The 26,624-nt window shown below is 51.6% G+C and carries 25 protein-coding genes and 1 riboswitch; of the genes, 8 read left to right on the forward strand and 17 right to left on the reverse strand.

From position 1 onward, the window contains the following. Position 1 precedes the first annotated feature (1 nt). The 4 genes from ABIE02_RS00660 to ABIE02_RS00675 form a co-directional block, all read right to left on the reverse strand. On the reverse strand, positions 2-778 hold the full coding sequence (locus ABIE02_RS00660; protein ID WP_336994635.1) for an ABC transporter ATP-binding protein: 777 nt from the start codon (positions 776-778) through the stop codon (positions 2-4). Beyond that, positions 775-1,590 carry an ABC transporter permease gene (locus tag ABIE02_RS00665; RefSeq protein WP_032617938.1) on the reverse strand — a complete coding sequence of 272 codons (816 nt, stop codon included), beginning with the start codon at positions 1,588-1,590 and terminating at the stop codon, positions 775-777. Before ABIE02_RS00665 ends, ABIE02_RS00660 begins: the two co-directional genes overlap by 4 nt. Positions 1,591-1,607: 17 nt before the next feature. Continuing rightward, positions 1,608-2,666, reverse strand: a complete 1,059-nt coding sequence (locus ABIE02_RS00670; RefSeq protein ID WP_032617937.1) for a putative urea ABC transporter substrate-binding protein — start codon at positions 2,664-2,666, stop codon at positions 1,608-1,610. Positions 2,667-2,723: 57 nt separating this feature from the next. Further along, positions 2,724-2,822: riboswitch (guanidine-I (ykkC/yxkD leader) on the reverse strand. A gap of 553 nt (positions 2,823-3,375) precedes the next feature. After that, entirely contained in the window at positions 3,376-4,275 is a 900-nt protein-coding gene (locus ABIE02_RS00675) for a LysR family transcriptional regulator (RefSeq protein WP_032617936.1), read from the reverse strand. Between the two features lie 128 nt (positions 4,276-4,403). Here ABIE02_RS00675 and ABIE02_RS00680 point away from each other — a divergent pair, with 128 nt between their 5' ends. Further along, positions 4,404-4,667, forward strand: a complete 264-nt coding sequence (locus tag ABIE02_RS00680) for a DUF2798 domain-containing protein (RefSeq protein ID WP_032617935.1) — start codon at positions 4,404-4,406, stop codon at positions 4,665-4,667. Positions 4,668-4,817: 150 nt separating this feature from the next. On the opposite strand, the gene ABIE02_RS00685 is transcribed toward ABIE02_RS00680, so the two are convergent. Further along, on the reverse strand, positions 4,818-5,603 hold the full coding sequence (locus ABIE02_RS00685) for an IclR family transcriptional regulator (RefSeq protein ID WP_032617934.1): 786 nt from the start codon (positions 5,601-5,603) through the stop codon (positions 4,818-4,820). A 149-nt stretch (positions 5,604-5,752) separates the two neighbouring features. On the opposite strand from ABIE02_RS00685, the gene ABIE02_RS00690 reads away from it, so the two are divergent. Continuing rightward, positions 5,753-7,327, forward strand: coding sequence for an MFS transporter (locus ABIE02_RS00690; RefSeq protein WP_032617933.1), 1,575 nt, complete (start codon positions 5,753-5,755; stop codon positions 7,325-7,327). Positions 7,328-7,351: 24 nt separating this feature from the next. Continuing rightward, complete coding sequence (locus tag ABIE02_RS00695; protein WP_032617932.1) at positions 7,352-8,380, forward strand: HlyD family secretion protein; 1,029 nt, start codon at positions 7,352-7,354, stop codon at positions 8,378-8,380. A 256-nt stretch (positions 8,381-8,636) separates the two neighbouring features. On the opposite strand, the gene ABIE02_RS00700 is transcribed toward ABIE02_RS00695, so the two are convergent. Continuing rightward, positions 8,637-10,016, reverse strand: a complete 1,380-nt coding sequence (locus ABIE02_RS00700) for a PLP-dependent aminotransferase family protein (RefSeq protein ID WP_151584201.1) — start codon at positions 10,014-10,016, stop codon at positions 8,637-8,639. A gap of 109 nt (positions 10,017-10,125) precedes the next feature. Between ABIE02_RS00700 and ABIE02_RS00705 the strand changes: the two genes are divergently transcribed. Genes ABIE02_RS00705 through ABIE02_RS00715 form a run of 3 tightly spaced genes read left to right on the forward strand, consistent with a single transcriptional unit; the run spans position 10,126 to position 11,662 of the window. Then, a complete protein-coding gene (locus tag ABIE02_RS00705; RefSeq protein ID WP_032617930.1) occupies positions 10,126-10,551 on the forward strand; it encodes a GNAT family N-acetyltransferase in 426 nt (141 codons plus the stop codon). A gap of 7 nt (positions 10,552-10,558) precedes the next feature. Continuing rightward, on the forward strand, positions 10,559-11,167 hold the full coding sequence (locus tag ABIE02_RS00710) for an FMN-dependent NADH-azoreductase (protein ID WP_225988668.1): 609 nt from the start codon (positions 10,559-10,561) through the stop codon (positions 11,165-11,167). A gap of 15 nt (positions 11,168-11,182) precedes the next feature. Then, on the forward strand, positions 11,183-11,662 hold the full coding sequence (locus ABIE02_RS00715) for a carboxymuconolactone decarboxylase family protein (protein ID WP_059308010.1): 480 nt from the start codon (positions 11,183-11,185) through the stop codon (positions 11,660-11,662). A 259-nt stretch (positions 11,663-11,921) separates the two neighbouring features. Here the strand turns inward: ABIE02_RS00715 and ABIE02_RS00720 are convergent, their stop codons facing one another. After that, positions 11,922-12,371, reverse strand: coding sequence for a carboxymuconolactone decarboxylase family protein (locus tag ABIE02_RS00720; RefSeq protein WP_059308011.1), 450 nt, complete (start codon positions 12,369-12,371; stop codon positions 11,922-11,924). Between the two features lie 529 nt (positions 12,372-12,900). After that, positions 12,901-13,803, reverse strand: coding sequence for a transcriptional regulator GcvA (gene gcvA, locus ABIE02_RS00725; RefSeq protein WP_200142150.1), 903 nt, complete (start codon positions 13,801-13,803; stop codon positions 12,901-12,903). 115 nt (positions 13,804-13,918) lie between these two features. On the opposite strand from gcvA, the gene ABIE02_RS00730 reads away from it, so the two are divergent. Beyond that, positions 13,919-14,245 (forward strand): gamma-glutamylcyclotransferase family protein, encoded by a 327-nt coding sequence (locus ABIE02_RS00730; protein ID WP_032617926.1) that lies wholly within the window; start codon positions 13,919-13,921, stop codon positions 14,243-14,245. A 347-nt stretch (positions 14,246-14,592) separates the two neighbouring features. Here the strand turns inward: ABIE02_RS00730 and ABIE02_RS00735 are convergent, their stop codons facing one another. The 5 genes from ABIE02_RS00735 to ABIE02_RS00755 form a co-directional block, all read right to left on the reverse strand. Beyond that, entirely contained in the window at positions 14,593-15,129 is a 537-nt protein-coding gene (locus ABIE02_RS00735; protein WP_429211148.1) for a GNAT family N-acetyltransferase, read from the reverse strand. Positions 15,130-15,389: 260 nt separating this feature from the next. Then, complete coding sequence (locus ABIE02_RS00740; RefSeq protein ID WP_429211149.1) at positions 15,390-15,710, reverse strand: hypothetical protein; 321 nt, start codon at positions 15,708-15,710, stop codon at positions 15,390-15,392. A gap of 167 nt (positions 15,711-15,877) precedes the next feature. Beyond that, positions 15,878-16,789 carry an alpha/beta fold hydrolase gene (locus ABIE02_RS00745; RefSeq protein WP_336994637.1) on the reverse strand — a complete coding sequence of 304 codons (912 nt, stop codon included), beginning with the start codon at positions 16,787-16,789 and terminating at the stop codon, positions 15,878-15,880. Positions 16,790-17,033: 244 nt separating this feature from the next. Further along, positions 17,034-17,993, reverse strand: coding sequence for a GlxA family transcriptional regulator (locus ABIE02_RS00750; RefSeq protein ID WP_032617925.1), 960 nt, complete (start codon positions 17,991-17,993; stop codon positions 17,034-17,036). Positions 17,994-18,085: 92 nt separating this feature from the next. Next, the gene (locus tag ABIE02_RS00755) at positions 18,086-18,862 is read right to left on the reverse strand and encodes an MBL fold metallo-hydrolase (RefSeq protein ID WP_077227957.1); all 777 of its coding nucleotides are present in this window, start codon (positions 18,860-18,862) and stop codon (positions 18,086-18,088) included. Positions 18,863-19,211: 349 nt separating this feature from the next. On the opposite strand from ABIE02_RS00755, the gene ABIE02_RS00760 reads away from it, so the two are divergent. Next, on the forward strand, positions 19,212-19,988 hold the full coding sequence (locus ABIE02_RS00760; RefSeq protein ID WP_163603343.1) for an alpha/beta fold hydrolase: 777 nt from the start codon (positions 19,212-19,214) through the stop codon (positions 19,986-19,988). A 262-nt stretch (positions 19,989-20,250) separates the two neighbouring features. On the opposite strand, the gene pgaD is transcribed toward ABIE02_RS00760, so the two are convergent. From pgaD to pgaA, 4 genes are read right to left on the reverse strand one after another with little or no spacing between them, the layout of a single operon-like run. Continuing rightward, on the reverse strand, positions 20,251-20,688 hold the full coding sequence (pgaD, locus tag ABIE02_RS00765; protein ID WP_032617922.1) for a poly-beta-1,6-N-acetyl-D-glucosamine biosynthesis protein PgaD: 438 nt from the start codon (positions 20,686-20,688) through the stop codon (positions 20,251-20,253). Then, positions 20,685-22,019, reverse strand: a complete 1,335-nt coding sequence (gene pgaC, locus ABIE02_RS00770) for a poly-beta-1,6-N-acetyl-D-glucosamine synthase (protein ID WP_077227954.1) — start codon at positions 22,017-22,019, stop codon at positions 20,685-20,687. The genes pgaD and pgaC overlap by 4 nt, the downstream gene beginning before the upstream one ends. Next, positions 22,016-24,031: a poly-beta-1,6-N-acetyl-D-glucosamine N-deacetylase PgaB gene (pgaB, locus tag ABIE02_RS00775; RefSeq protein ID WP_144883217.1), complete on the reverse strand. Its 2,016-nt coding sequence runs from the start codon at positions 24,029-24,031 to the stop codon at positions 22,016-22,018. The genes pgaC and pgaB overlap by 4 nt, the downstream gene beginning before the upstream one ends. Before the next feature lie 9 nt (positions 24,032-24,040). Then, on the reverse strand, positions 24,041-26,506 hold the full coding sequence (pgaA, locus tag ABIE02_RS00780) for a poly-beta-1,6 N-acetyl-D-glucosamine export porin PgaA (protein ID WP_336994638.1): 2,466 nt from the start codon (positions 26,504-26,506) through the stop codon (positions 24,041-24,043). Between the last annotated feature and the right edge of the window lie 118 nt (positions 26,507-26,624).

Consider the following 26,624-nt stretch of genomic DNA (forward strand, 5'->3'; position numbering starts at 1 on the left):
GTTATCCTCTTAATGCATACACGTTGTCGGGAGCCGTTCCGCTCAGGCTGGAAAGCCGTGTCTCGTTGAGCGGAATGTCGTAGGTGATGCGCGCGCCGTAGGCATTCGGGGCCTGCGGATCGAGGCGCACCTTATCGAACACCAGCAAACGGGTGCCGAGGTTGAAGCCTTCGGAGAGATCGTGGGTGACCATAAAGACCGTCATGCGGGTTTCGCCCCACAGCTGCAGCAGCAGCGCATGCATGTCTTTGCGGATGCCGGGATCCAGTGCCCCAAATGGCTCATCCAGCAGCAGGACGCGCGGCTGCATGATGAAGGCCTGGGCGATGGCTAAACGTTGCTGCATCCCGCCGGAAAGTTGGGCGGGATATTTTTGCAGGGCATGGCCCAGCCCCACCTTCTCCAGCATTTCCGCCGCCCGTTGACGCGCGGCGCGTTTTTTCGCGCCAAACAGCCGCCCGAACAGCGGGGATTGCGGCAGTTCGATGCCAATAGCAACGTTATCCAGCACGCTGAGGTGCGGAAAGACGGAATAGCGCTGGAACACCACGCCCCGGCGGCTGTCCGGCTCGGCGGTAAGCGGTTTGCCGTCCAGGGTGATTGTGCCCTTGCTCGGCTTTTCCTGGCCGAGCAGCAGGCGCAGAAAGGTCGATTTCCCGCAGCCGGAGGCGCCGACCATTGAGCAGAACTCCCCCTCGTTGATCTGCAGATTCAGGCGCTCCAGCACCACATGGTCGCCGTACTCCTGCCAGATATTGTTGATGGTGATAAAACTCATGCTTTCCCTCCTTCTGCCCACGGGAAGCAGGATTTGTGCAGCTGACGCAAGGCCAGATCCATCAGCCAGGCCAGCAGCGTGATCCACAGGACATAGGGGATGATGACGTCCATCGCCATATAGCGGCGGACGAGGAAGATGCGGTAGCCCAGCCCGGCGGTGGAAGAGATGGCCTCCGCCGAGATGAGGAATAACCAGGCCGAACCAAGCAGCAGACGCAGCGAAGTCAGCAGACGCGACAGCAGCTGCGGCAGTACCACCCGCAGCACCAGCGTCCAGCTGTTGGCGCCCAGGGTCTGGGCTTTGATCAGGATCTCCGGCGGGATTTCGCAGGCGCGATGCTCCAGATCCCGGGCCAGCATCGGGGTGATGCCAATCACAATCAGCATAATTTTGGACAGCTCATCCAGCCCGAAGACGATAAACAGCACCGGTAAAATCGCCAGCGGCGGAACCATCGACAGCACCGTCATCAGCGGCGAGAGCGACGCGCGCCACAGGGGGAACACCCCGGCGGTGACGCCAATGCACAGGCCAATGAGCGACGCGATCCCCAGCCCCACCAGCAGACGGGCCAGGCTTACCAGCGTATCGACCCAGAACAGATACTCCCCGCTGCGTTTATCCGGGGTAAAGGCCATCCGCGAGATCGCATCCAGCATCTGTTGCAGGCCGGGCAGCAGCTTGTCCTGGGGGTTAGCCTCGAGGCGTACCGCCGAACCAAAAAAGTAGGCGGCCAGCAGCAGGACAAAGGGCAGTATCACCAGCATCAGCCGCATGCCCGGACCAGGATGGCGATTAATGTGTCGCATGGAGACTCCGTCAGTCATCACAGCTGGCCCGCGGCGGCCATTTTCACGAAGCTGTCGTCAAAACGCAGTTTGACGTTGTTAGCATCGCCCTGAGTGACATTGCCAGGGAAGCTCATACCGATAAAATCGGCACTCTGCGCGCCCTCACCCAGCAGCCCTTTATCGAAAGAGAAGGCCGCTACACGCTGCATGGTTTTCGCCAGATCCGCAGAGGTGACAAAGGCAATGTTGTCCTGCGGGGTGTAGAACAGGTGGGTGGTTTTCAGCTGCGCCTGATAGCCAGTGAGATCGGTGCCGGACGCCGCCGCCATGGCATTCAGGGCGTTAGCGTCCTGGGCTTTCATCAGCCCCATCATCTCGTACCATGCGCCGGTCAGGGCTTTGCCGAGCGCCGGGTTGTCCTTCAGGGTTTCGCTGTTAACCACCATCATGTCGATCAGCTCGCCCGGCACCTGCGAGGAGCTGAACACCTCGGTGGTTTTCGGCGTGCCTTTGATCACCGATAGCTGGGGGTTCCAGGCCACGACGGCCTGCACATTTTGGGTGGCGAAGGCCGAGACGATATCCGCATCCGAGGTATTCACCACGGTGACGTCTTTCTCCGCCAGCCCGGCTTTTTCCAGCCCGCGCACCAGCAGATAGTGCGAGACGGACAGCTCCGGCAGGTAAATTTTCATCCCTTTCAGGTCTGTGAGGGTTTTGCCCTCGCCTTTCATCACGACGCCGTCGTTGCCTTCTGAGTAGCTGCCGAGGATCAGCGCCGTGGTGTCCACCCCACCCGCCGCCGGAATGGTCAGCGCATCCATGTTGGTCATGGTGCAGCCATCAAACTGGCCCGCGGTGTACTGGTTGATGGATTCGATGTAATCGTTGAGCTGTACCACATTGATTTTGATGCCGTACTTGTCGGCCCATTTATCAATGATCTTGTTGGTGCTGATGGTGCCCCAGGGCATCCAGCCTGCGTAGATGGTCCAGCAGACGTTGAACTCTTTTTTGACGGCAGCAAAGGTGGGGAGACTGACCAGCATCGCCAGCGACAGTACAAGAGAGCGGAGTAATGGCGTTTTCTTCATGCTTGACCTCTGAGTGGCACAAAATAAGGGGGCAGCGCGACACCTTCTGGTGCTGCTGTCTCCCGGGCTTTTGTCCCGCCGTGTAACCTCTCAGAGGTCGCCAGCTCTTGGACCAGCCATTCACCAACGTGAACCGGAACCCTAGCCAGCTATTTTTTATATTGTGTGATGCACTGCCCTTCGCTTGTCGTTATTGCAAAGGGTATGCCAGGAATTTTTTCCTTTTATTATCAGTTTGTTGGTGAATTGTGCGCAACGCGTTTCACTGTTTTGGGGAACCTGCGCGGGGAGAGTGCACTGTGGTGGTGCTGGAGGAATGGGGTGACAGCGCGTTGTTTTAAAATGTCTCAGGATGAGCTTGATGCGCGAAAGTAAGGGGCCGCGTTGTGCCGGAAGCGAACATTGATGCTTCAGGCAATGGTCTGGCTAAAGCGTAATAAACACCCACTGGCTTTCCTTGGGCAAGCCGTCGTTTCTCCTGTTTTATAGCGATGCCTGTCCCCGTAGCGTCCGTAGGGATCTGCATCGTTCTGGGCACAATTCGGAAGCTTTTTCATAAGATGGAATAAAAGCCCCCGCAATAAAGCTGCATTTCTGTCAGGAAGTTTTGATCTGTCCAGACCCGATAAGCTGCCAGATTGCGGTGGGTTATCTCTGCGGGTGATACCCCGCAAAATGCGGTCAATTTTTCGTCAAAGAGGTTTATGCCTTACATCGCCTCTTCTAAAAATTCAATAAATGCCCTGACCTTTGAATTAAGTGCTGAACGTTCAGTAACACACGCAAAAATATCCATCGGCAGGGATTCAATGGTGCTCTCACTGTGACCTGACCAGTACACAGGCCTTAGCTGACCGGCGTCTATCAATGGCTGTGCGACAAAACTTGCCAGACGGGCAATGCCGCCCCCGTTCACGGCTATTTTGGCGATGATATCAATATCATCGCTGATAAAGCTGGGGTTGAGCTTCGCATTGACGAGCTGTCCGTTGACCATAAAAGACCATGGCAGAAATCGTCTGTCGGTTGGATAGCGGAAAACCACGCAGTCGTGCTGGCTGAGGTCTTCAGGTGTCTGAGGCGTGCCTGCACGGTCAAGGTAAGCGGGCGCCGCGCAGAATATAAAGGGTAACGATGCAATTTTTCTGGCGATCAGTTGATCATTCAGTTGTGCCTCGATGCGGATACTGACATCGACGCCTTCAAGGTGATGACTGACGTTGCGATCGGTACTGATCAGTTCAATATCTATATCGGGAAAAGACGCTTTGAAGGCTGGCATAAGTGGAGCCAGAACGTATCGGCCAAACGCGGCCGTCGTCGCGATACAAAGTGGCCCCTTCGGTTTGGTTACGTGTGCGGCAGCCTGCGAGGCGAGTTCGACATCATCGGGAATGTGACGAACTTTCTCGAAATACCGTTTACCATTTTCAGTTAACGTCATGCTGCGGGTGGTGCGCGACAGCAGTCGTACGCCCAGATGCCCTTCAAGACGAGAAAGGCTCTGGCTAACGGCTGCCGGACTCATCCCTTTAGCGCGTGCCGCCGCTGCAATACTGCCATTCTCCACCACGCGGATAAACGTACTGATGAGGCCTAAAACGTCCATAGCATCCTTAATACCGAATTCGTCACTTTTGTTTAACAATGATTAAAGCATAAGTGCTCTACAACAGGCTTCATAAGCTTGTTAAGTTAGCCGCAGTTTCGTTAACCTTTGTTTAACAGGATATCCCGATGACTGATGCTACTGCAAAAAAAAACCTGCGAACCCGCCTTCCTGTGCGCTCGGCACCCTACATATTTGCTCTTTATATGGCGACAATCATGGCGTTCCTGATGAGTCTGGTTATCACTTTTGCTGAATTCGGAATGGGGCCCCATTACATGGCAAATGTGATGAATGCTTACCAGGTTGCTATGCCAGCGGCTTTCTTTTGCATACTTGTTGTCCGGCCTGTTGTTATCCGACTCGTCGGATTGACCGTTCAGGGTCACTGAGGCATTTAGCGCGCGTATTACAGGCGTCGAATAAGATCGGCCCCGCTTATTCATTAAGGCAGAACTATGTAACACATAATCACGAAGAATGGGGTAGGCCATACCAGCGTCCTACCTGATTCCGTTAAGAATACTTATTCCTGTTCTTAGTTATTCTTCCACCGTGGTTATTCTTCCAATTTCATTAACTATCCCCTCCTTGCATTGCATGAGTTCTTTCCGATAAAAGGCTTCATGTTTATGGAAACGTGCCGCCGGAACTAATAATGAGATAGAAAAGCGACCCAAAAGTGTGTCCAGCGCTACAGCTATCGTGCAGACGCCTTCAAGAGTTTCACCCAGATCTATAGCTAGCCCATTGGCACGAACATCGGCGATCAGCTCCTGAAGCTGTGGAAAAGTTTTAACTGTCATTCCGGTGAGATCTTCATAGGCGTCGCCTACCAGTATGCGGACATCTTCATCACTTTCCATAGCCAGTAACACACGGCCGCCGGAAGTGCTGTAGAGCGGCAAATTAAGTCCAATACGAGGTACAACACGTAATTCACGTGATGCGACGACGTAGTGGATGATGGCCAGTTGGGTACCACTGGCACGTGCAAGGGTCACTGTTTCATTAACATTGGCCGAAAGTTGCTCCAGGAAGGGACGTACAAGATCCACTACATCACTGTGCACACTGGAAATAAGTTTGAGTAGTGCAGGTCCCAGACGCAGGCCACCGGCCCCGCTGCTACGCACAAGTTGAGCGCTATCTAAAGCCGCGACAATACGCTGCACCGTTGAACGAGGGAGAGCAACCTCCTGCGCAATTTCCCCCAGACTCATGCCGCCAGGGTGTTTACCCAGCACATTCAAAATTGCAGCTGCACGGGCGATAACCTGAATCCCGCCGGGTTTTTCATCCTCAAAGCTTGAAGCATTAACGGCCATATAGAGCTCCTTATCGTCCGGTGACGGACAGCTTGTTATCTCAGTTCTTGTCTTAATTATCACATTGCAATGGACGCTGTCGCAATGTAAGATGCCAAATTGTACCACAATACGGTACACTGTATTGATTAAATGCATGAGAATTTTGTATGAATGCACAGCGTTCTACCCCACCCTCGCCCCCTTTTACCTGGCGCCTTGCATTGGGGTTTGTGGGGGTACTGATTGCAGCCTTGACCTCTGGGCTTAATGGTCGGGTTATAGATATAGCGCTTGCAGATGTGCGTGCCGGAATTGGCGTGACGTATGATCAAGCCAGTTGGTTCACATCTGCCTACCAGGCCGCGGAAGTAGTGGCGATGATGATCGCACCATGGTTTGCTGTGACTTTTTCGCTGCGTAAATTCGCTCTTGGTTGCGCTGGCGGTTTTATGGTTTGCGGCATACTTTTACCCTTAGTACCGAATGCGCAGTTGTTTCTTCTCTTGCGAACGATACAGGGTCTGTTTAGCGGCGCACTTCCGCCTTTACTCATGACTGTGGCGCTACGTTTTCTGCCACCATCGATAAAACTTTATGGTCTTGGAGCTTATGCTCTGACTGCGACTTTTGGTCCAAATGTGGCGCCTACACTGGCGGCATTCTGGACGGATGATGTGAGCTGGATGTTCATGTTCTGGCAAGTGGTCCCCGCCATTTTGATTTCGATGCTATTTATTGGCTGGGGTTTGCCGCAGGACCCGATTCATCTCGACCGATTTAAGCAGATCGACCTGTTCGGCATGCTCACCGGCTGTTCTGGTATGGCGTTTTTAATAATCGCCATCACTCAGGGTGGACGTATGGACTGGTTTGAATCGCCATTATTTAATGGTCTGTTATCCAGTGCCATCGTCTGCCTGACAGTTTTTCTGATTAATGAATGGTTTCATCCCCTTCCTTTGTTCAAATTACAGATGCTGGAGAGAAGTAACTTTTCATATGGCCTGATGGCGCTCGCTGTGGTGTTGGTACTGGCGCTGGCTGGCTCGGCTTTGCCGTCCAATTTCTTTGGCAAAGTTGAGGGTTTTAGAACAGCGCAATTTGCGCCGCTAGCTTTGACCATTGGGCTCCCGCAGTTAATTATCACCCCGCTTGTTGCCGCACTGCTTAGTCTGCGCTGGGTTGATTGTCGCTGGCTGATAGCTTTCGGGATTGCCCTGATGATTTTCGCCAGCCTGATGGGTATGCAGATAACCAGCGACTGGGCACGCCAGAATTTCTGGGCCATGCAGGCTCTGCAGGCGATTGGATTACCGTCAATTATTTTACCTTTACTTATGAGCGCAACCAGCGTTGTGGCGCCCCCGGAAGGACATTATGCCTCTGCTATGTTCAATACCGTACGGGGTTTTTCAAGCATCGCTGCTGGCGTTTTAGTTGAATGGTTTATAAATCACAGAGAACAATTTCATTCTAATGTTCTGGTCAATAACGTAGCCAACCGCCCATGGTTGATATCGACACCGGTAAGTGAGCAGGCCAGCAGCAACTTCCCTTTATTACACGACGGCAGCATCAGCAACACCGAGAACATCGCTGGATTTATCACCTTATTAAAACATCAGGCAATTGTTCTGAGTCTGGGCGACAGCTATCTGCTCATGGCTGGCTTTGCCGTCCTGTTGCTATTACTCACCGTCTGGCTGCCAAAACGTGTCTGGCCGCCCCAGATACGTTTTTAAACTGCCAAAAATAGAGGTGGTCAAATGAAATTTCCTGTATCCAGAAGAACGACTCTGCTCAGCGCATTATTAATCCTGATGATGACGATGATATTTTTTGTCTGGTCGACAATGCTGAATAATGATACCCGTACTAATGATGCCTATGTGAATGCGGATTACACACTGGTGGCACCAAAAGTATCGGGATATATCAAAAATATCTATGTCGCAGATAACCAACGCGTTAAAGCAGGGCAAACACTGGCCACGCTGGATGACCGTGACTACAAAATAGCGCTTGAAATGGCGCAGGCGAATTTGCAGCTTAGTGAAGCAAAACACCTGAGCAGCCTTGCACAACTGGAGCAGCAACAATCCATTATTGCTCAGACAAAAGCGACCCTTTTAGCCAGTCAGGCATCGGCGCAGTACGCCAGTCAGAACGCTGAACGTTTTAACAAGCTTTATCAGAGAGGTACCGTCGCTGCGGACGATCAACAAAAAGCCCATTCAACGCAGCGTTCTGCATCCGCAGTCGTTCGTCAAAACGAAGCTGCACTGACCTCAGCAGAAAAACAGGTAGGCGTGTTGAGGGCTGCATTACGTCAGGCGGAAGCCGATGTTGCAGTCGCGCAGGCAAAGGTCAGTCAGGCGAGGGTTAATCTTTCTTATACGCGTATTGTTGCACCAGTCGATGGGATGGTAGGCCAGCGTTCGGTGCGCCTCGGTGCCTACGTTAACGCAGGGACACGTCTGCTGGCTGTGGTTCCGCTACATCAAACTTACATCATTGCCAACTATCTTGAAACACAGCTGGCAAATGTTCAGCAGGGGCAGAAAGTCTTAATTAAAATTGATGCCATGCCTGGCAAAAAGTTTACTGGACATGTCGATAGTATCGCTCCTGCAACCGGCGCAACGTTTTCTGCCATCCAGCCAGACAATGCAACTGGTAACTTTACTAAAGTCGTTCAGCGTTTACCGGTAAAAATAGTGCTGGATGGTAATCAGCCCGATGCAAAATTATTGCGCGTTGGGATGTCAGCCGTTCCTGAAATTGAGATCCGCTAATATTCCATACATTCTCAAAACCCCGATCTATTTTTGAACGTCTGGCTTAGAAACGGTGTTCCCGTTATCTATACATAATTTCCTGTAGAAAATAAAGGGCACTGACACCAAGCTAGCTTCCTGTAAGAAAAACGCATGTACTATCACGACCATATTTAGTCGATCCTCATTTACAGAGAGTGATCGACTAAATATTTTTTTCAGGCGACAATACTGGTAAACAATAGATCATTATTCACGCCCGGCTATCAAAAGCTTAATGCTGCATAAGCGCCAGTGTTTTTGCCCTAACGCGCAGCAAAATTTTCTGCGCCTCTTCGGTTGAACGAATATTAGTGTATCCAATTACTAACCCATAACGTTTCTGTGTCTGCGTATACCAGCTTGAGAGTGGCCGGACATAAAGATCGTGCTGTGTCCATAATGCAGCTAATGCAGTGTCTTCAATACCGCGATGCAGGTAGGCGACAATATGCATCCCGCCATCTGTAAGCTCAAATTCAAATAGCCCAGGAAAGCTCGTTTCAATTGCCTCAAGCATCATGCGACGCCGCTGCTGGTAGAGTAAACGCATTTTTTTTATATGCCGGTAGAAGTGCCCTTCGCTAAGGAATTGCGCAAGAATTTTTTGCGGCAGTAATGGCAGACCCGTTTCAAGGATTTCGCCCAGTTCGCTGAAACGGGCTACCGTCTCTTGTGGCATTACCATATAGCCGATACGCATAGCTGGCATTATGGTTTTACTAAACGTACCGGTATAAATAACCCGGTCATGCATATCGAGACTTTTCAACGCCGGGATTACTTTTCGTGTGTAATGAAACTCTCCGTCGTAATCATCTTCGATGATCCAGCTACTTTTTTGCTGTGCCCAGGCTAGCAACTGGTGCTTACGCGGTAATGAAAGGCTAACTGCGAGCGGACTTTGATGAGTGGGTGTAACGATAGCGAAACGCCCATCGTTGTGATAGCGCTGAAGATAATCAACATCCATGCCCTGCCGATCAACAGGTATATAGTGCAGGTTGGATGCCATTCGCTTCAATAATTGCTGACCATAAAAGTAGCCAGGATCTTCAAACAGCACTTTATCTTCAGGCTGTGCAAGTACCGACAGAATTAACCGTAAGTTGGCCCGATAGCCGCTGGTAACAAAGATTTGCTCTGGTCGGCAATTCAGTCCTCTTGAAATATTGAGATAACTTGAAATGGCCTCACGTAGCGGCTGGAAGCCCATTGCCGGGGGCATGAGCATTTCTTCTGGGCGAAGACTTCGCGCCGCTTTTCCCGATATTAGTAACCATTTTTTATGGGGAAATTCATCCAGAGCAGGGATTCCGAGCCGCAGATCACCCTTCCTTTCAGTAACCTGTGTGTTAAGTGAACAAGAAGATACAGCGTTGTCTGCGCTGACCGTTGAAGTCAGCCTGAGCTCCGGGTTTATATAGGTCCCCTTCGCCCCCAGACTCACGAAATAGCCTTCTCCAATAAGAATTTCATACGCGGTTTCCACCGTTTTACGCGCTACCTGCAACTCGCTCGCTAGCGAACGAATCGAGGGAACGCGCGCTCCCGGTTTCAAAACACCGTCCTGAATCTGCTGACGATAGCGGGCATAAATCTCTTTGTACCCCATGAAATGCACCCTTATATGTCCTACCAATTAAGTCTAATAATGGCCCTTTTTAATCAGACATACAAGATTAAGATATGGCTATTAACAAAGCCACTCAATATGAGGCGTCATGAAAATTGAACATTACGACACCGCCACCGACCTTGCCCATTGCTTTGCGCTGATGCGGGAACTACGCAGCAAACTGACGAATGAGAAACAATTTATTGCCCAGGTACAGCGCCAGCAGGCGCAAGGCTACCGTCTTGCAGGACTTGAGCAGGATGGCAAACCAATGGCGCTAGCCGGTTATCGGCTGCTCGAAAATTTTATTCACGGGCAATTCTGTTACGTCGACGATCTGGTAACAGTGAGCGAGGCTCGCGGTCAGGGGATGGGTGCAACACTGTTGAATCACTTAGCGGTAATCGCACGTGAATACGGTTGTGGTCAGATGGTCCTTGATACCGCCATAAGTAATTCAGGAGCCCAGGCATTTTATCAGCGTGTCGGATACACCGCCCTCGGCCTGCACTTTTATCGCGATCTCACCTGAGGAAAAAATGATGAAACTGCTTCACATTAAGGTCAGTCCGGATTTATCAGGATCGACATCCCGCGCGGTGTCTGAACGCCTGGTAGAAAAATTACGCGCGCATCATGCCGAGCTTGAAGAATTAGTGCTGGACCTGGCTCAACGGCCGCTACCGCATCTTGATGCATTTACCATTGCTGGTTTTTTTACCCCACCAGACCTACGCAGTGAAGCTCAGCTCACTGCTATTCAGACTTCGGAACAACTGGTAGATCAGCTTTTTGATTGTGACACGCTGGTTATCTCATCACCGATGTGGAACCTCGGCCTGCCTTCCGTACTGAAGGCTTGGTTCGATCATATAACCCGCGCCGGACGAACTTTCGTCTTTACGCCAGAGGGCAAAAAAATAGGACTCGTCAGCGGCAAAAAGGTGTATTGCGTTGTCGCCAGCGGCAGTGTATTTGCCCACGGTCCTTTTGTAGCAGATGACCAGTTCACTCCATACATTCGCGTAGCGCTTGAATATATTGGCATTACCGACGTGCAATTTATTCGGGTAGACGGAACGCATGATCCCGTCGCTCGTACAACAGCATTACCCCATGCACTGCAAACCATTGATCGTTTATTTTAAAAAGAGGATTACAATATGTCGTCACGTGTGAATCATTTCAAAACTATCCCTGCACTGGCTAAAACACTTGCCGATGCTTCTATGGCATTAGGAAAAATCTCGCTGGATAAAAAACTTAAGCACTTAGTAGATATACGTGCCTCACAGCTGAATCATTGTGCATTTTGTCTGGATATGCATGTTAAAGAAGCAAAAATGCATGGGGAGCGTGAACTGCGTCTTTATCATGTTGCAATTTGGCGGGAATCGCCATTATTCAGCGCCAAAGAGAAAGCTGCGCTGGCACTGACTGAAGCTTTGACCCGCATTGGTGATAATGGTGTAAGCGAAGCGCTTTACAGCGAATTGCGTGAACATTTCTCTGAAGTGGAAGTATCAGAGTTAACATTTACCATTGCTGTAATCAACGCCTGGAATCGTCTACAGATTTTATCACAGATGGCACCAGGCTCGATGGATAGCGCTTACGGTCTGGATCGTGCTGAATTACATTAATAAATGTCCGCCAGCATCACTTCTTGTTGGCGGATTTATTTTTTTAAATCTAAGCTTGCATATGTTTTTATAATCGCTCACGAATAGTATTCATAGTGTATTTTCAACCTTCACGTAAGGGAATATTATACGTACATTAAAAGAACGTTAAGTGCGATTATTTTAATGACTTTCTGTTAAAAATGGAAAAACCGCCGAAAGGCGGTTTTTCCATTGGGGAGAATTAATAACCGGTCTCGTTAAGAAAACGAATGGTAATTTACGCCTTGGCTAGTGGTTTCATTCGAAAGCTGATACCCATACGATTCAGAGCATTCATTGTTGCAATAACGATGGTTAAGTCGACCAAATCTTTTTCACCAAATGCTGACAGCGCTGCAGAATACGCTTCATCCGAAGCATGTGTCTCACTTACACGGGTAACTTCTTCTGCCCATGCCAGTGCCGCTTGCTCCAGGTCCGAGAATAAATAATTAGCCTCATCCCATACTGGAATCAGTACTATTTTCTCTACTGACATACCACACTTTATAAGATCGCGTGTGTGAATATCAATACAATGCGCACAGCCATTAATCTGCGATACTCTTAAAAAAACCAAATGTATTAGCTCTTCCGGAAGACTTGTTCCTTTTGTAGCGAAATGATGCAGCGCTCCCAGTGCCTTTGAGCCTTCTGCAGATACTTGAAACCAATTTGGACGATTCATTTTCTTTCCTTTATAGAGAGTTAGGTGCATGATTTATCTACGGAAATAGACCTCACCTTCATCAGAAGGGTTACTAACTGATACTTCAGAGTTAAATCATAATAATCAATATTGACATATAAAAAAGACACAAAGAAGAAGAAAACGCGTAGGACATGATAAAAAAACGGAATACTATGACTCTAATTTGAGTTTAAGTTTATCTAACAATGATGGTATTGGAATGGCCAATTTTAGCCTTTTTGTGGAGACGACATTTTAGGGCATGACTCGGTGAAGGGCTTAATAATTACAGTTTAAAAGGTGCATGATATATCGCTGAAAAAATATTTTCGTCTCGCTGGGCTGACGATTACCAGCACGCTAAAACTTGGCTATCGCAAATGAAAATCGACGATCCTGAATAATAGATACTTAATCCATCAGTAAAGAAAGTAATTCTGGATGTCCGTCTCTCGCTCATAGCAGACCTTCAGCTCTGTTAGTCGGTCCGCTTTGTGCCAGAAGCGGACTTTTCCTGAAGCGCCATTCAATCTTTTAACAAGCTCATTTCTTCAGAGAGCCATTGTCTTAGAATGCTTATTTTAAATGAATCCTGATTATCTGGACGGTAGACTAAATCGTACCCCCGTTCAGCCCTAAGCTTGTGCTGTGGAAACGGAACAACAAGCCTTCCAGCAGCTACATCATCTGCAATCAGAAGACTGCGTCCGAGAGCAACACCTTCGCCACGTATAGCAGCCTCAGTCGCCATGCTGCCAAGAGTCCATAAGGGCCCCTGATGGCAACTGAAATTTTTTTCTCCGGCCATCTCAAACCATGCCTGCCAGTTCGCCTGCATTCTATACTCATGAAGAAGAACGCAGTTTAAAAGTTCCTTAATCTCTGTCAGACCATTATGTTTCTCAAGAAAACCTGGACTACAGACAGGGGTGACTGTTTCATCAAACATACGCTCAGACGAAACATATTGATAATTGCCAAGGCCGTAACGAATTGCAGCATCTACCTGACCATCGTTAAGATCTACATTAATGTCAGTAACATCCAGTTGAATATCAAATTCTGGATATCTCTGCCTGAACCGGCTGAGACGAGGTGCTAACCACTTACTGGCAAATGAAACCGTTGTACTTATACGTAAACTCTTTATCAGGTTTCTTCCACGCAGACGCTCAGTCTCCTTCATTAAATCACTTAAAAGACGGGTAACCACATGGTGAAATTCACCCCCTTGCTCCGTCAGAATTATCTGCCTTGTCAGCCTGAAAAATAGCTTAAACCCCAGATGCTCTTCGAGCTTTCGGATTTGCCGGCTTATCGCGCCATGCGTAACGTGCAACTCCGCTGCCGCCAGCGTCATGCTCGAGAGGCGGGCAGTGGCTTCAAAAGCGCGCAGAGTCTGCAATGGGGGAAGGCGATCGAATATCATACGCGTGATAATAATTCACGCGTGTAGTGAGAACAAATAATTTGTCAGGTCAGAGTTCGAAAATCAAAATCAACATAAAGAACATTACTATTTTCATAGCGATACCGGAGCATTAATGGAAAGTTTGTTTGTTTACGGGACTCTCGGTCTTGGCCGGCCTAATGCTCATATTCTTGAAAATATTGGGGGAACATGGCAGGAGGGTCACGTGGGAGGATCTCTTCTTGCCAAAGGTTGGGGAGCAGAAATGGGTTATCCGGGAATTGTGCTGGATGATTCAGGAAATCGTGTGCAGGGCTTTCTTTTCACGTCAGAGAATTTACTTAATCACTGGCACATACTCGACGAGTTCGAAGGTTATGAGTATGAACGTGTTCCAGTAGAGGTAACCATATCTACCGGTCAGACAGTGCAATCATGTATCTATATGCTCAAAGCATAAACCAAGAGACCTGCTGCTAGCGGAGTCGAGATTTTTAACTGTACCCGTTAACAAATCAAGATGACTGTCGGCCGGTTACAGATAATATAATCTGACGATGTCAGCAAGCCAGTTTAGATATTGCTGTCTTAACTACCCATGATGCTAAAACGCTTTTCAGGTTCTAATGCAGAGAATAAATCATCCTTAACTCATCATGCACAATTCTCTGGCCTCAACGATGTTCGCTTTTCGCTCAAAGCGGAACTTGATGTCTCAGGGACGGTCCGTTTCGTGCCTGAAGCGAACCTAGCCCAGCCAGTATGCTACATCCTCACATTGACCTTAGTGAGAGTGAACGGACGCGTTCAGCGCGAGTCGCTTAACCACTCATGCATTTTTATCGAATAGAGAAGACTTGGCGGTGCATCTTCAACGTCATGGATCTTTTTGATAAATCTCAACCCCGTTTTCAGAAGCACTTTCTGTGACGCCAGATGGTTCTCCCGGACAACCGCTGATATATCCGTGAGTTTGCTCTCCTCAAAGCCAAATTTTATCGCGCGGGAAGCAAATTCTGTGGCCAGGCCTTTGCCCCAGGCCTCTGTGGAAAATCGGTATCCAAGATTATTGACAACGAGATCCCCATAACTCCGAATCCTCAACCCGCCAAAACCGATAATTTTTTCAGGCTCAGCCAGAAGCGAAATTGCCCAGTTTCCAAATCCCTGAGTTTGCCAGTGGTCGAGCCAGCCGTTCAGAACTGTTTTTGCATGGTCAATGTTCGGATAGGGGCCCGCTGGATTGAACGTATTTGTCGCGGGATCACCATAGATTTTGAAGAGATCGTCTGCATCTGATGAGATTACAGGGCGAAGGTATAACTGATGTGTTTGAATTCGCAATTTTATCTCCCTGGCTCTCAGGCCAACAGTCTGTTTTTTTAGAGGTTTGCTTTTGATTTAAGCACACTTTTGAGGGAGTCTGGAGATGACGTTAACCGCGATGTCCGCTTCTCGCAGATAAAAGAAGGTGTTCATTATCTGCTCATGACTGATTCGACCGACTTGCCTGCTATTTCGCCTAAAGATAGCTATGAATAGCGTTCAGTAGCAGGCTGCATACCGGAAAGTGGGTATTTTCACCATTTGCGCAGACTACAAATTCAAACCTGATCTTTATTAATCAAAATATGCCGGTAATACTTGCGCATGACATAAATCGTACACTGGTCCCAGGCCATGACTGCTGGAGGAATACAAAACACACACTGTGCAATGTCTCGCCATAATGCGTTTTCGCCTGGAAATAATGTATTAAAAAGGGAAAAAAAGATAAAAATCAGCGCAAAAAATAAAAGCGCACCCAACCAATGTTCATAATGTGCACTGGCTTTGCTGCGCGCTTCTTTATAATTGCGATCTCTGATTGGTTTAGGCAGATCCCTAAGCTCAGGAATACTCTTTTTCGTCCAGTATATTTTCACTGTCTCTCCTTTTGCACATCTGTTTATGATAATGAATATCATTTGCGCTGGCAAACTGATCTGCCCCCTGCCCCCATCGAAAGCTCTTTTATCACTTCCTTGCTCCGATAGCTGCCAAGCAGACTTAACATGCTCCAGCAGCATCGACTTGATGGACGCTCTGGACCTTATTCCTTTAAGAATGTCGCCACCGCGTCGGAGAAACGCTCGGGCTGATCAAGCATGACAAAGTGAAAACTGTCATCGATACGGGTGAAATGAATCTCTTTTGCAGAGGCATAGGCTTGACGGTACATCGAATCCACGCTGGCTGCCGGAATACCGAATAAAGGGTCATAGGCGTACACAACCTCAATCGGCGCTTTAATGTGGCCAAGTTCGGGGCGCAAATCGGTCATCATCAGTTCGTACACGGCATCCGCCACGGTTTTGGGATCGGAATGGATCCCTGCCGCCACCAGGGCGGGTCTCACCGCATCGGTTTTAACTAAACGGGCGATGGAGCTAGTCTGAAAATCTGAACGCTGCTCCGGCGACTGCGACAGCAGCCAATCCCGCATTCTGGTGGCAGGTTGGGTAGCCGTTTTGCGGGTCGCAGAGGGATCAATCATCAACGTATAGAATGGCAACGCATCGACAATCATCAAGCGACTGACCAGGTCGGGATGGCGGGCACCCAGCATCAATGCGATCTCCCCCCCAAGGGAGTGACCAATAATCACAGGGGCTTTCAGGTGTCGGGTACGAATGTACTCAGCGATGGCGTCAACTGCCGGAGCGATAACCTTCCCGTCAGGATTGGAAATGGCAGGTGTACTCGCAAATCCCGCCAGTTCGACAAGATGTATGCGGTGGTTCTTACGTAAATCTGCGGCTAAACCGGTCCAGACGTCTCGGGACGACGCCAGCCCCGGAATCAGTATGACATCCGTACCTGAGCCTTGCGTCTGTACAGAGATACGCTGCGAGTTCGGATGTTCGGCAGGTGTAGGCAGAGACTGAGCTGTGGACGTCGAGACTAAGGCTAACATCAAAAAAAACGTCCCGCCGATCATGGTACGGATAGTTGCGGTATACATTGGATTTCCCTGTTTAAGCTAAGCGGTCAGAAAGTAGCGGGAGCCGCGCCAGATCGCGAGTCGCCGGGACATTTTATAAAGCGAGGACGCATAAGGTCGTAGAGAGACGCGTTTTTAGAATGGCTGGATGACATAAAGCCATGCAGGCATCAGTCCATCTTTTTGAAATACATAGCTTAATATACCGATTTTGTTCCGCAAAAAGTAGTCAAGGGCGGGTGCGAACGGGAGCCGTCTGTGCCGTTTACATCAGACCCGGCCCCCTGAAGGTGCGCCGCCATTCGCTTGGGCTGACGTTGTAGCGCGCCTTGAAACTCTGGCGGAAAGAGACCGGAGACTGGTATCCGGCAAGGGATGAGACGACTTCAATGCTGTGATCCGTGGTTTCAAGCAGCTCCTGGCTGCGCTGCAGACGCTGGGCGCTGAGCCAGTCTCCGACAGTCATACCGGTAGCCTTGATAAAATGGCGGGTCAGCGTGCGACGGCTCATGCCAGCGTAACCGGCTAAAGAGTCAATATCGTGTCGCTTGTCCAGATTGCGGCGCAGGTAATCGATAAGGTCATTTATCTGCTCATCACGCGTCGTTTCAGGTACCGCATGCTCAATAAACTGCGCCTGCCCGCCCTCCCGGTAAGGCGGAATGACCATCCTTCGGGCTACGCGGTTCGCCAGCGCGGTACCGTAGTGTTCCCTCACGATATTGAGGCAGCAGTCGATACCGGCCGCCGTACCGGCGGATGTGATGAGGCGTTCATCGCTGGTATAAAGCGCATTGCTGTCCAGCCTGACCTGCGGAAAGCGTCTGGCAAAATCCTGCTCAAATTCCCAGTGCGTGGAGGCTCTGCGGTTATCCAGCAGTCCGGCGTAGGCGAGGACATAAGCGCCAAGACACAGCCCTGCGACTTCGGCTCCCCGTTGCCAGGCTCTGCGCAGCGCGTCAAGCAGTGCGGGTGCCGGGCGCGTCTCAGGATGCTCCCAGAACGGCACGATAATGATGTCCGCCGTTTCCAGTTGCTCAGGCCCGTGCTCCACATTGATTGAAATCCCGATATCGGACACCACAGTACCGGGCTGTTCAGCGCAGACCGTCACCTCGAAAAGTCCCCGCTCCGGCATCGCCTTGTCAAAGACCATGGACGGAACGGAAAAGTGAAACGGGCTGAAGCCCGGCGTGGCGATAACAACAACGTGCAGAGCGGACATGATGGTGACCTTTTACTGATTAAACCGGGTGTGGCTGATGTTATGCCGTACAGGCGACAGTCGGATCTTAGTCGCCTGCAGGCATGTCGGCGTCAGAGGCTCAGCGTCTCGCCGTCTTCAGGCACCAGCACATTTTGCTGGATACCTTGCTCTGCGGTGTAGTCGCGCAGTTCCGCGCGGCTCAGCAGGCAATGGTTCACCGCTTCCATATGGGATGCCACGATGGTCGCAGCAGGCAGAATGTCCAGCGTGCGCAGGGCATCCTCTTTACCCATTATAATGGCGCCAATCCCGTCAACCGTGGCACATCCGATATTCAGGACCACAACGCCCGGCGCGTATTTTGTCAGGCTGTCCACGTAAGGGGGAACCCAGATGGTATCGCCTGCAATATAGAGCGTTTTTTCACCCTCTGCAGAAAAGACCAGCCCGCACGCATCGCCCAGACGCTCAGCCACCTCTGGAATGGCATAGGCTTCATCACTGCCATGCTGTCCATCGGTTTTCACGATCTTAATACCAGAGATGACGTTGCTGTCAGCCAGCACCTTGACGGCGGTAAAACCCTGAGAACGGATGAGGGACGCGTCGCTTTCATTCTGGGTGTAGATCACCTTGTCTTTAGGGATCAGCTGCTGTGCCGCTTCGTCCCAGTGGTCCTGATGCGTGTGCGTCACAATAATCACGTCCACGTCCAGCAACTCATCAACTGCAACCGGCAATGCTACCAGAGGATTACGCAGGTGAGCGCGTGCGGTTCCGGCAAAACCGGGCCAGGCCTCTTTATCAGCGAGCATCGGGTCGATCAGGAAGCGAACCCCGGCATAGTCAAGCTTCAGTGTGGCGTTACGTATTTGAGTCAGCTGCATTTTTTACTCCGTCAGATAAACCGCTGCGACGCGGTCTGTGCATTGAAAGTGCAGTATAAAAAAGTTGCAGACGAGGTTGTGAGGTGCGCGAAGGTCATTATTCGATGAAAAAGGGTCAAAGCGCCAGGCCAGATCGCCGCCGCTACAGAGGAGGCTGATGCACCACAGCGAACGCGCGCTCTGGCGCCTGAGCAACTATCTCAGGCGGTGTACCCTTCTGGTCGGACAGGGTTCTGTTTTTCGGGGAATGCCCTCTGACCCGATATCATCGCATTTTGACTTTTCTGCCTCTCACGCGGTTGCGGAATGCCCTTTATCCTTACCGGACTGTAAACACCGAGGTAAAACTATGGCATACGCAATCACTGACGACGGCATCGAAATCTACTACGAAGCAAAGGGCCAGGGCCTGCCGGTCATTTTTGTCTCCGGCTATTTTGGGATCAGCGATATCTGGCAGGCGCAAACCGACGCGTTATCTGAAAAATTCCGCACGGTGTCTTATGACAGCCGTGGATACGGGCGTTCAGCCAAACCCCTGCCAGCAGAGGCATACAGCATTCCCCGTCACGCAGACGACCTGAAAGCGGTTATTGACGCCGCGGGCATCAATGGCCCTGCTGTTCTTGTTTCCCATTCGATCGGCTGTAACATCATTTCCACCTTTGCAGTGAAATATCCGCAGCAGGTGGCCGGGCTGGTCTATACCGCCTGCTATGTTGACGGCAAACAGATGCGCGACGCGGGTATGTCTGTGGAAGGTGTCAGCGAAGCGGTATCCACACCCTCAGGTGCGGTGGCATTTTATAAACCCTTTGGCGTAACCGAAAGCGTGGGTGCAGAGGCTGCCAAATGGGCGACGCATGCATTGCAGGCGAATGCGGCGGCGTTTCTGAACCATGAAATGGCGGATCAGTATTCAGCCATTACCGCACCGGCACTCATCCTACAGGGCGAAAACGATGCACCCAACCCGCTTCCGTTTGCCACTGCGCTGCAGCAGGTTCTGGGCGGTGGAGCAGAGTTGAAAGTATTGAAGGGGGTCAACCACTTCCCGCCACTGGAGGCACCAGAAACCGTTACGGCTTTTGTGGAAGAACATGCACGCAAATGTTTTGCTGACTAACTCTGTGCCAGGTAAATCCAATCACTAAGCCATCTGTAAAGGTGGTTTTTTTATGCTCATGAAAATGTGCGACAGTCGATGTGCCCGGGGTCGGTATTTTCCGGGCATTGCCAGCCGGTTTGTCAGACTGTTTCGCTACGTGATTCCCATCATTACAGGCATCACCCAACCCACGCTCTTCATGCCCTGCTGTATTAAGCGAGCCGCAGGCAGTCCATAAAAACGTGCCGGCAAACATCCAGAATGACCGGCAGGTTTTAGGTTATTTGCTCTGCACGTCAACGAGGTTTTTCGCCATCCACACGCGGTCGATTCCCCCCGTATTATAATGGGAAAGGGTAAAGACCTGGGCCTGACTCATCATGAGCGCCAGTTCGGGGGTGATACTGAAACTTGCCGCAACTTCATGGTGCTCAAGTTCAGGCCGACGCTTACGACGTTCAATACGAAAGCGCAGCTGGTTGTATTTTGCCCAGCCGATCAGCGCCATATCGATAAGACAGGCCACCAGCAGGTAGATACTCAACGTACTGAGCGTGGTGTAGAACGGCCTGGTTCCCATAAAAGGATCATGTTCAATCGCGTTTATCAGACCACTGTAAATCAGCCAGCAAAACCCCAGCCAGGCAATGATCGTTAACAGCAGATCCAGCGCGCGTGGAAACAGACGTTGTTCAGTAAAAATTAAAGGTTGAATCATGGTTTTAATCTCCCAATACCGCGATCGGGACTCACCCAACGAGCTCTGCTGCGTTTGCGGCGCAGCATGACTTTCGGGAAAGCCACAAGCGTAGTGAACAGGCTCAGCATCCAGTAGACCACCGGAAACCAGATAACCCAGAACAGTGACGCCGCAATACCTTTCTCGTAGCGTCTTTCAATAAACAAACTGACCGCGAACTGCAACAGACAGACCACGCCCAGCATCAGGCCAGTAAAAGCCGGCGGGAAAAGGTGCTGAACATATAAAGAATCGGGCATCGGAATAAGCAGCCCGATGAGAAACAACAGAATGCTGACGGCATAAGCAAACGCCCATGCGGTTGACATACAAAACTCAATAAATAGCGGCCACATGCGCCGGTACTCCCAGTTCCACAAGCGACGCATATTGACAATGAACACTTCCGCGCCCCCCTGCGCCCAGCGCAGACGCTGCTTCCAAAGCCCTTTCAGCGTCTCGGGCATCAATATCCAACACAGCGCACGAGGTTCGAAGAAAATTGACCAGTGGCGCAGTTGTAACTTCCAGCTGATATCAATATCTTCCGTGATCATATCCGGGCTCCAGTACCCCACCTCTGCCAGGGCGCGACGGCGAAAAGCGGCAATGACACCGGAAACGGTAAAGACCTGACCATAGATGCGCTGGGTACGCTTGATGAGGCCGATGATCGATGAAAATTCCCCCACCTGGACTCGCCCAATCAGCGTTGAACGCGTACGGATACGCGGATTACCGGTCACCGCCCCCACGCGAGGGTAATTGAGCAGCGGTGCGACCAAATACACCGCCGCATCTTTATCCAGCAGCGCATCCCCATCAATACACACCAGAAAATCACTGCGCGCCGCCGCGGCACCAGCCTGCAGGGCTACCGCTTTGCCCTGATTTTCCGCCAGATGAATCACCCGCAGCCGCGCATATTCACGCGCTAACTGATCCAGCACCGCCGCGGTGTTATCGATAGAACCGTCATTGATAGCAATGACTTCGATATTTTCATAACGTTGCGCCAGCGCCGCTTCGATAGTCTCACGTGCATTCAGCCCTTCGTTAAAGCACGGCACAAGAATGGAAATCAGCGGATTGCCTTCGAGTACAGGTGGCGGTGTGCCCGGCCCCCATGGCCAGTGGCGCTCGCGGTAGAACCAGAAGTAAAGCCCACCGCTTATCCAGAGGGCCGACATAAACAGCGGCCAGAAAAAGACGAAATCAAGGATCACTTCACCGGTAAAAACCACCGCCACGCCGAGCGGAAAACTGAACATCAGGCAAAGGATCAGAAAGGCGATGAGGCGATCGGTCATTTTTGCGGATACCAGTAGGAGGAAAAAGCAGAACGGATCTCTGCCATCCGGGGTTGATCGTTAATGAAATCGTCCGGGTAGTAGCCATAGTTTCTGGCACCGCTTAGCTTGAGCTGCCGCATCCACCCGTTAAGCATTTCACCGCTAATATCGTCCTGCCCTGCCCCCTTACGCCAGTCGCGTGCCTGAAGTTCAAAAACCGTTTTATCCAGCGCGCCAGGGTAACGGGCTACCTGCCCGACGAGTCTGTCCAGCCAGGCATTGGCATCGTTGACCGGGACATTTTCCATCAGCGGCATCGCCATCGGGGCTGTCCAGTCGTAGGTGCTAAGAAAATCATTCAGATTCTGCGCAAACCAGGTTTCGCTCTGCGGATCCAGTATCGGCATGGCGTAAATGTTGCGGGCGGTTTTGACCTGGGGGCCGCGCACGGCACGCACGGTTTGCGTGAGCTGTCGGGTAAAATCAATCAGGGCGAGACTTTTAAAGCGCGTCCAGCGCGCCAGCAGCTGCGGGTTGGCGCGGATCTGCGCGAGGTTGTCCGGGAAGCCCGCTGCCCGATAAGCTTTGAGCGCATCCGGGGAGGCATCCTCAAAGTCGGTCAAAAACGCGTCATCATGGAACAGGATGCCGCTGAAGTTGGCATGGCGCGCCAGGTCTTCGTAGATGTCGTTGATTCTCTGCCGGGCAACCGCACTCCAGGGCGATAAGCGCAAATATTGGCGGGTATCTGGCGCAATGCGTCCATTGTCTGGCGACCACGCCGCCACACGAGGCACTGAAGGATCTAACCCAAACGCCAGTACCGGCATCCAGGCGTAAACCTTCACCCCGGCGCGGGTCTGCAACTGCCAGGAAACGAAGTTAAACAGATCCGCCCGCATAGGCAGCCAGCGGCTGCGGAAATAGAGCGCATTGACGTTGCCATCCCCTTTCGGATCGGCATAGGCCTGTAAAAAGACATGGGTAATCTTCATATCGAAAACACGCTGGATGAGCAGATCGATATTCTTACGCTGTTGAGCCTGGTTTTTGTCGTACACATAGTCGAGATCGATATGCATAACCCGCATGGTTTCAGGTTCCCTGACCTGGGCTATCTGGCTGGCGAAGCTGCGCAGCGAAGGGTTGTTGGAGATCAGCACCCGGGGGATATCTTCCAGATTTGCGGCATTCGCCAGCCCCTGATTCAGGGTAAACGCCATCTGGTAGCCCTCCTGATGCGCAAGCTTCAGTGTTGTACCGCTCGCCGCACCGTAGGGCCATACCCAGGCACGCGGCGCTTTCCCGGTGACCTCTTTGATTTTGTTTGTAATGCGCTGCAGGTCGGCACGTATACGCTGTTCAAACTGCGCATCCGTTTCGTACTCCCCGCGGGTTTTATCGTATAAACGGTTAGCGACCGCAGGCTCCAGACTGCCTTGCGGATTGGCCTGAATACCGTAATGGGATGCCCAGGTATGCGCGCCCACTTCCACCAACCCCGACTCGCTGGCCTCGCGTACCATCTTCCAGGTGGCAAATTTTCCCCGCGGTGTCTTTAGCCCGCCAAAATCCACCAGCGAATGTTGCGGTGCATCCACCCAACTGCCGACAGGCGCCCACAGAGCCGGCCATTTGAACAACCGAAGCAGCGGCAGAACGCGGGTTGAGAAGCTGCTGTATCCATCATCAAAGGTCAGCAGCACCGCTTTTTCAGGCAAGGTGATTTTCCCGGCATGGGCATCCAGCACCTGCTGCACGCTAATCGGGTGGTAGCCGTTATCATGCAACCAGGCGAACTGGTCGTTCAGGGCACTGGTACGCACGGACAGATAGCGCTGATCGGCGGCACCGTCCTCCACGTCATGCCAACCCAGCACAAGAAAACTGTTTGTGGGCCAGCGCTGGTCCGCATACAGCGGCGGCCGTTCGGCAGGAGGAAGATAACGTGGTGCCGCGGCCAATGCACACATGCTCATCATCATCCACCCGACGATTACCCTCGCGGCGAGAAGCCATCGTTTCATCATGAAGCGCCCTTAGAACCTGACATTCAGATCAAATGCGAGGGCAATATTGCGCTCCCGCTTCCCATCGTAAGGACGTTTATCCCAGGTCAGTTTCACCCCGGCATCCACTACGTTATTCCATTGAATACGTTGCCCGTAACCTAACTGATTGATGGCCCCGGCACTGTGCCCTTTTTGCCAGTAACCGCCCGCCCCCGCCTCAAACTGCTGCCTCCAGACCGTGTCGTAATGGCGGTACAGCACATGTTCGGCGCGCAGCCCTGCAACCGCCGAAACATCACGTTTAGGGTTGTAATAAGGCACATCTTCTTTGGTGTTATGGCTGCCGCTGATGCCAGGGATAAAATCAAGAGTAAAAAGTGGCAGCGTCCAGAGGCGTTCTTTGCCGCTGATGCCATATTCCAGCCGATCGTTGCCGTCGGTGAAATGGGCGCCGAAAATTGAAAGTTGATATTCGCGTCGTTCGTTCTGATACCAGCGTAACCACAGATCGCCACCGTTGGCGTTTACCCCATTGCGCAGGGCACGCAGCGGCGTGTTACGGGATAACCGCTCTGCCGAGCCACCGGCCCGCCAGTTGTCGTTGAAATCGTACCAGCCCGAGAGGCGTCCGCCGATTTTCTGATCGCTACCATCGTTGCGTCCGGAGATCTCCATTTCGGCCCAACTGCCCCGAGACGTCCATTCCGCCCCCGCCAGAAGATCCCGGCTGATGCCCTTCCCCTCCTCAAAATCGCCACGGGCAAAGTTGTAGCCGGTAAACAGGCGCCAGTTTTGGTTAATCGGCGGGCTATAAAGCGCAGTGTTGAGAGTAAAATCGTGTTTGCCACTGACCGGACTGTCGGATGAGATGCCCTGAGATCCGGCTATCCGCAGTTCAGCTTTATTGTGCAACGCCATCAGTCGTTCAAGCTGCAACGAGGCGACATCATCCGGGCTGCGGGCGACCACATCCTTCGTCAGCTCGTCAGCCTGCCGCCACTCCTGTAACTCCATGGCCGTCCATGCCTGTTGCCTTTCCAGCGCCAGGTTGCTGGGTTCAATGACTTCGGCAAGCTTCAGTTCGCGCTCTGCGGCACGAGGTAATCTTCTCGCCAGCAGCACTGACGCATAGGCAATACGCAGGGCCTGGTTACCCGACCCGGTACGCGCCAGGCGCTCCGCATGCGTCTCGGCTGCGGGCAAATCATTGATAGCCACCAGATAGTCGGTTTGTAAGGTTTTGGCCAGCAGCCAGTTGTCATTGGGCTGCGGCGTGGGAGAACCATAAACCTTTTGCAGGTAAGGGGTTTCGTTACTGTATGCATCCAGTTGCTGCTTCGCTTCGTCGAAGTGGTTGTTATCAAGACGGGCATACAGCAGCTCCTGTTGATCGTCCATGGTGAGCGGCTTTGAGGCCAGGGTCGAGCCACGTGGAAAATAGATGCTTTCAAGCAGGGACTCGGCTTTGTCCGGCTGCTTCTGCGCAAGATAGGCAGACGCGATCCATCTTCTGGCGTAGTCAGGAACAGGCGTTCCGTCCGCCTCGAGAGATTCAAATTCAGCGACCGCTTCAGCCGTGTGTTTACGGACAACCAGCGCCCCCAGCCGGTCAATTCTGGCGCGTCGCACATCAGCTTGCGCTTCGGGATGGTTTTTCCACTCGGCGATCAGCGCGTTATAGCGAGCCAGTGCTTTGTCTGCCACCAGAAAGCGTTCATCTTCATTGCGGGTAGGTGTGAACGCCGCGCGGACGGTTTGCGCCGCCGCGTCCAGTTCAAGTTGACGTACAATGGCATCCGGCTGTGGGTAGCGTTCTGAAAGGGTCAGCGCGGGGCCGGCAATGCGGTTGGCCGACATGGCAGCCAACAGGGTGGGCACCGCGTTTTTGTTGCGGTCTGAATCGGTATCGAGGTGGCTGGCCGCCAGTACGGAATCCCAGTTTTTCCCCTGAGCATGATAAACATAAGCCAGCAGTGCCTCTCTCTCTGGCCCCGGCTCCTCGTCAGCCCAGCGCTGCGCTTCGGTGATGGCCTGCTCGTTGCGATGGGCATCTGCGAGCGTCATTATCCAGCCGGTGCGGGCGTCGCTATTGCCGGGTTCATCTTGCAGAACGGTTTCCCAGACGGCCAGCGAGGCATTCCACTGCTTTTGGTTACGCAGCGCGCGGGCGGCAGCGACCTGCCCTCTGGCAGGGATGGCCATGCTGTGGCGATAACGATCCCATACCGCCAGCGTCTCGACGTCATTATTGGCCCATGAGGAAACCTGAAGCCAGTCAGCAATCTCCCCTGCCGTTAATTGTGTCTGCTTTTCCCGAACGGCAAGGTATTGCAATAAAGGTTGGCGGTCGCCCTCCCGTGCCTGAATAATAAGTTCGTCGTAAGCAGATGTTTGGGCGTATGCCCATGTCGGGAATAACATGCTCACCATTAATAAGTATCGTCCTGAACGCAAGGGTTTAATAACGCAAGAGGAGCAGGAAACGCTGAACATAGTTAACCCTTTATCTCTGTTTTAACGTGAGCTTTTCATTTATTCATGACTGAATGATGACGAGAATTTATTTGCCAAACAAGAAACAAAAAAGCACAGGAAAATGTTGAATGTCATA

The sequence above is a fragment of the Leclercia sp. 1548 genome (assembly GCF_050435045.1).
Taxonomy (GTDB): domain Bacteria; phylum Pseudomonadota; class Gammaproteobacteria; order Enterobacterales; family Enterobacteriaceae; genus Enterobacter; species Enterobacter adecarboxylatus.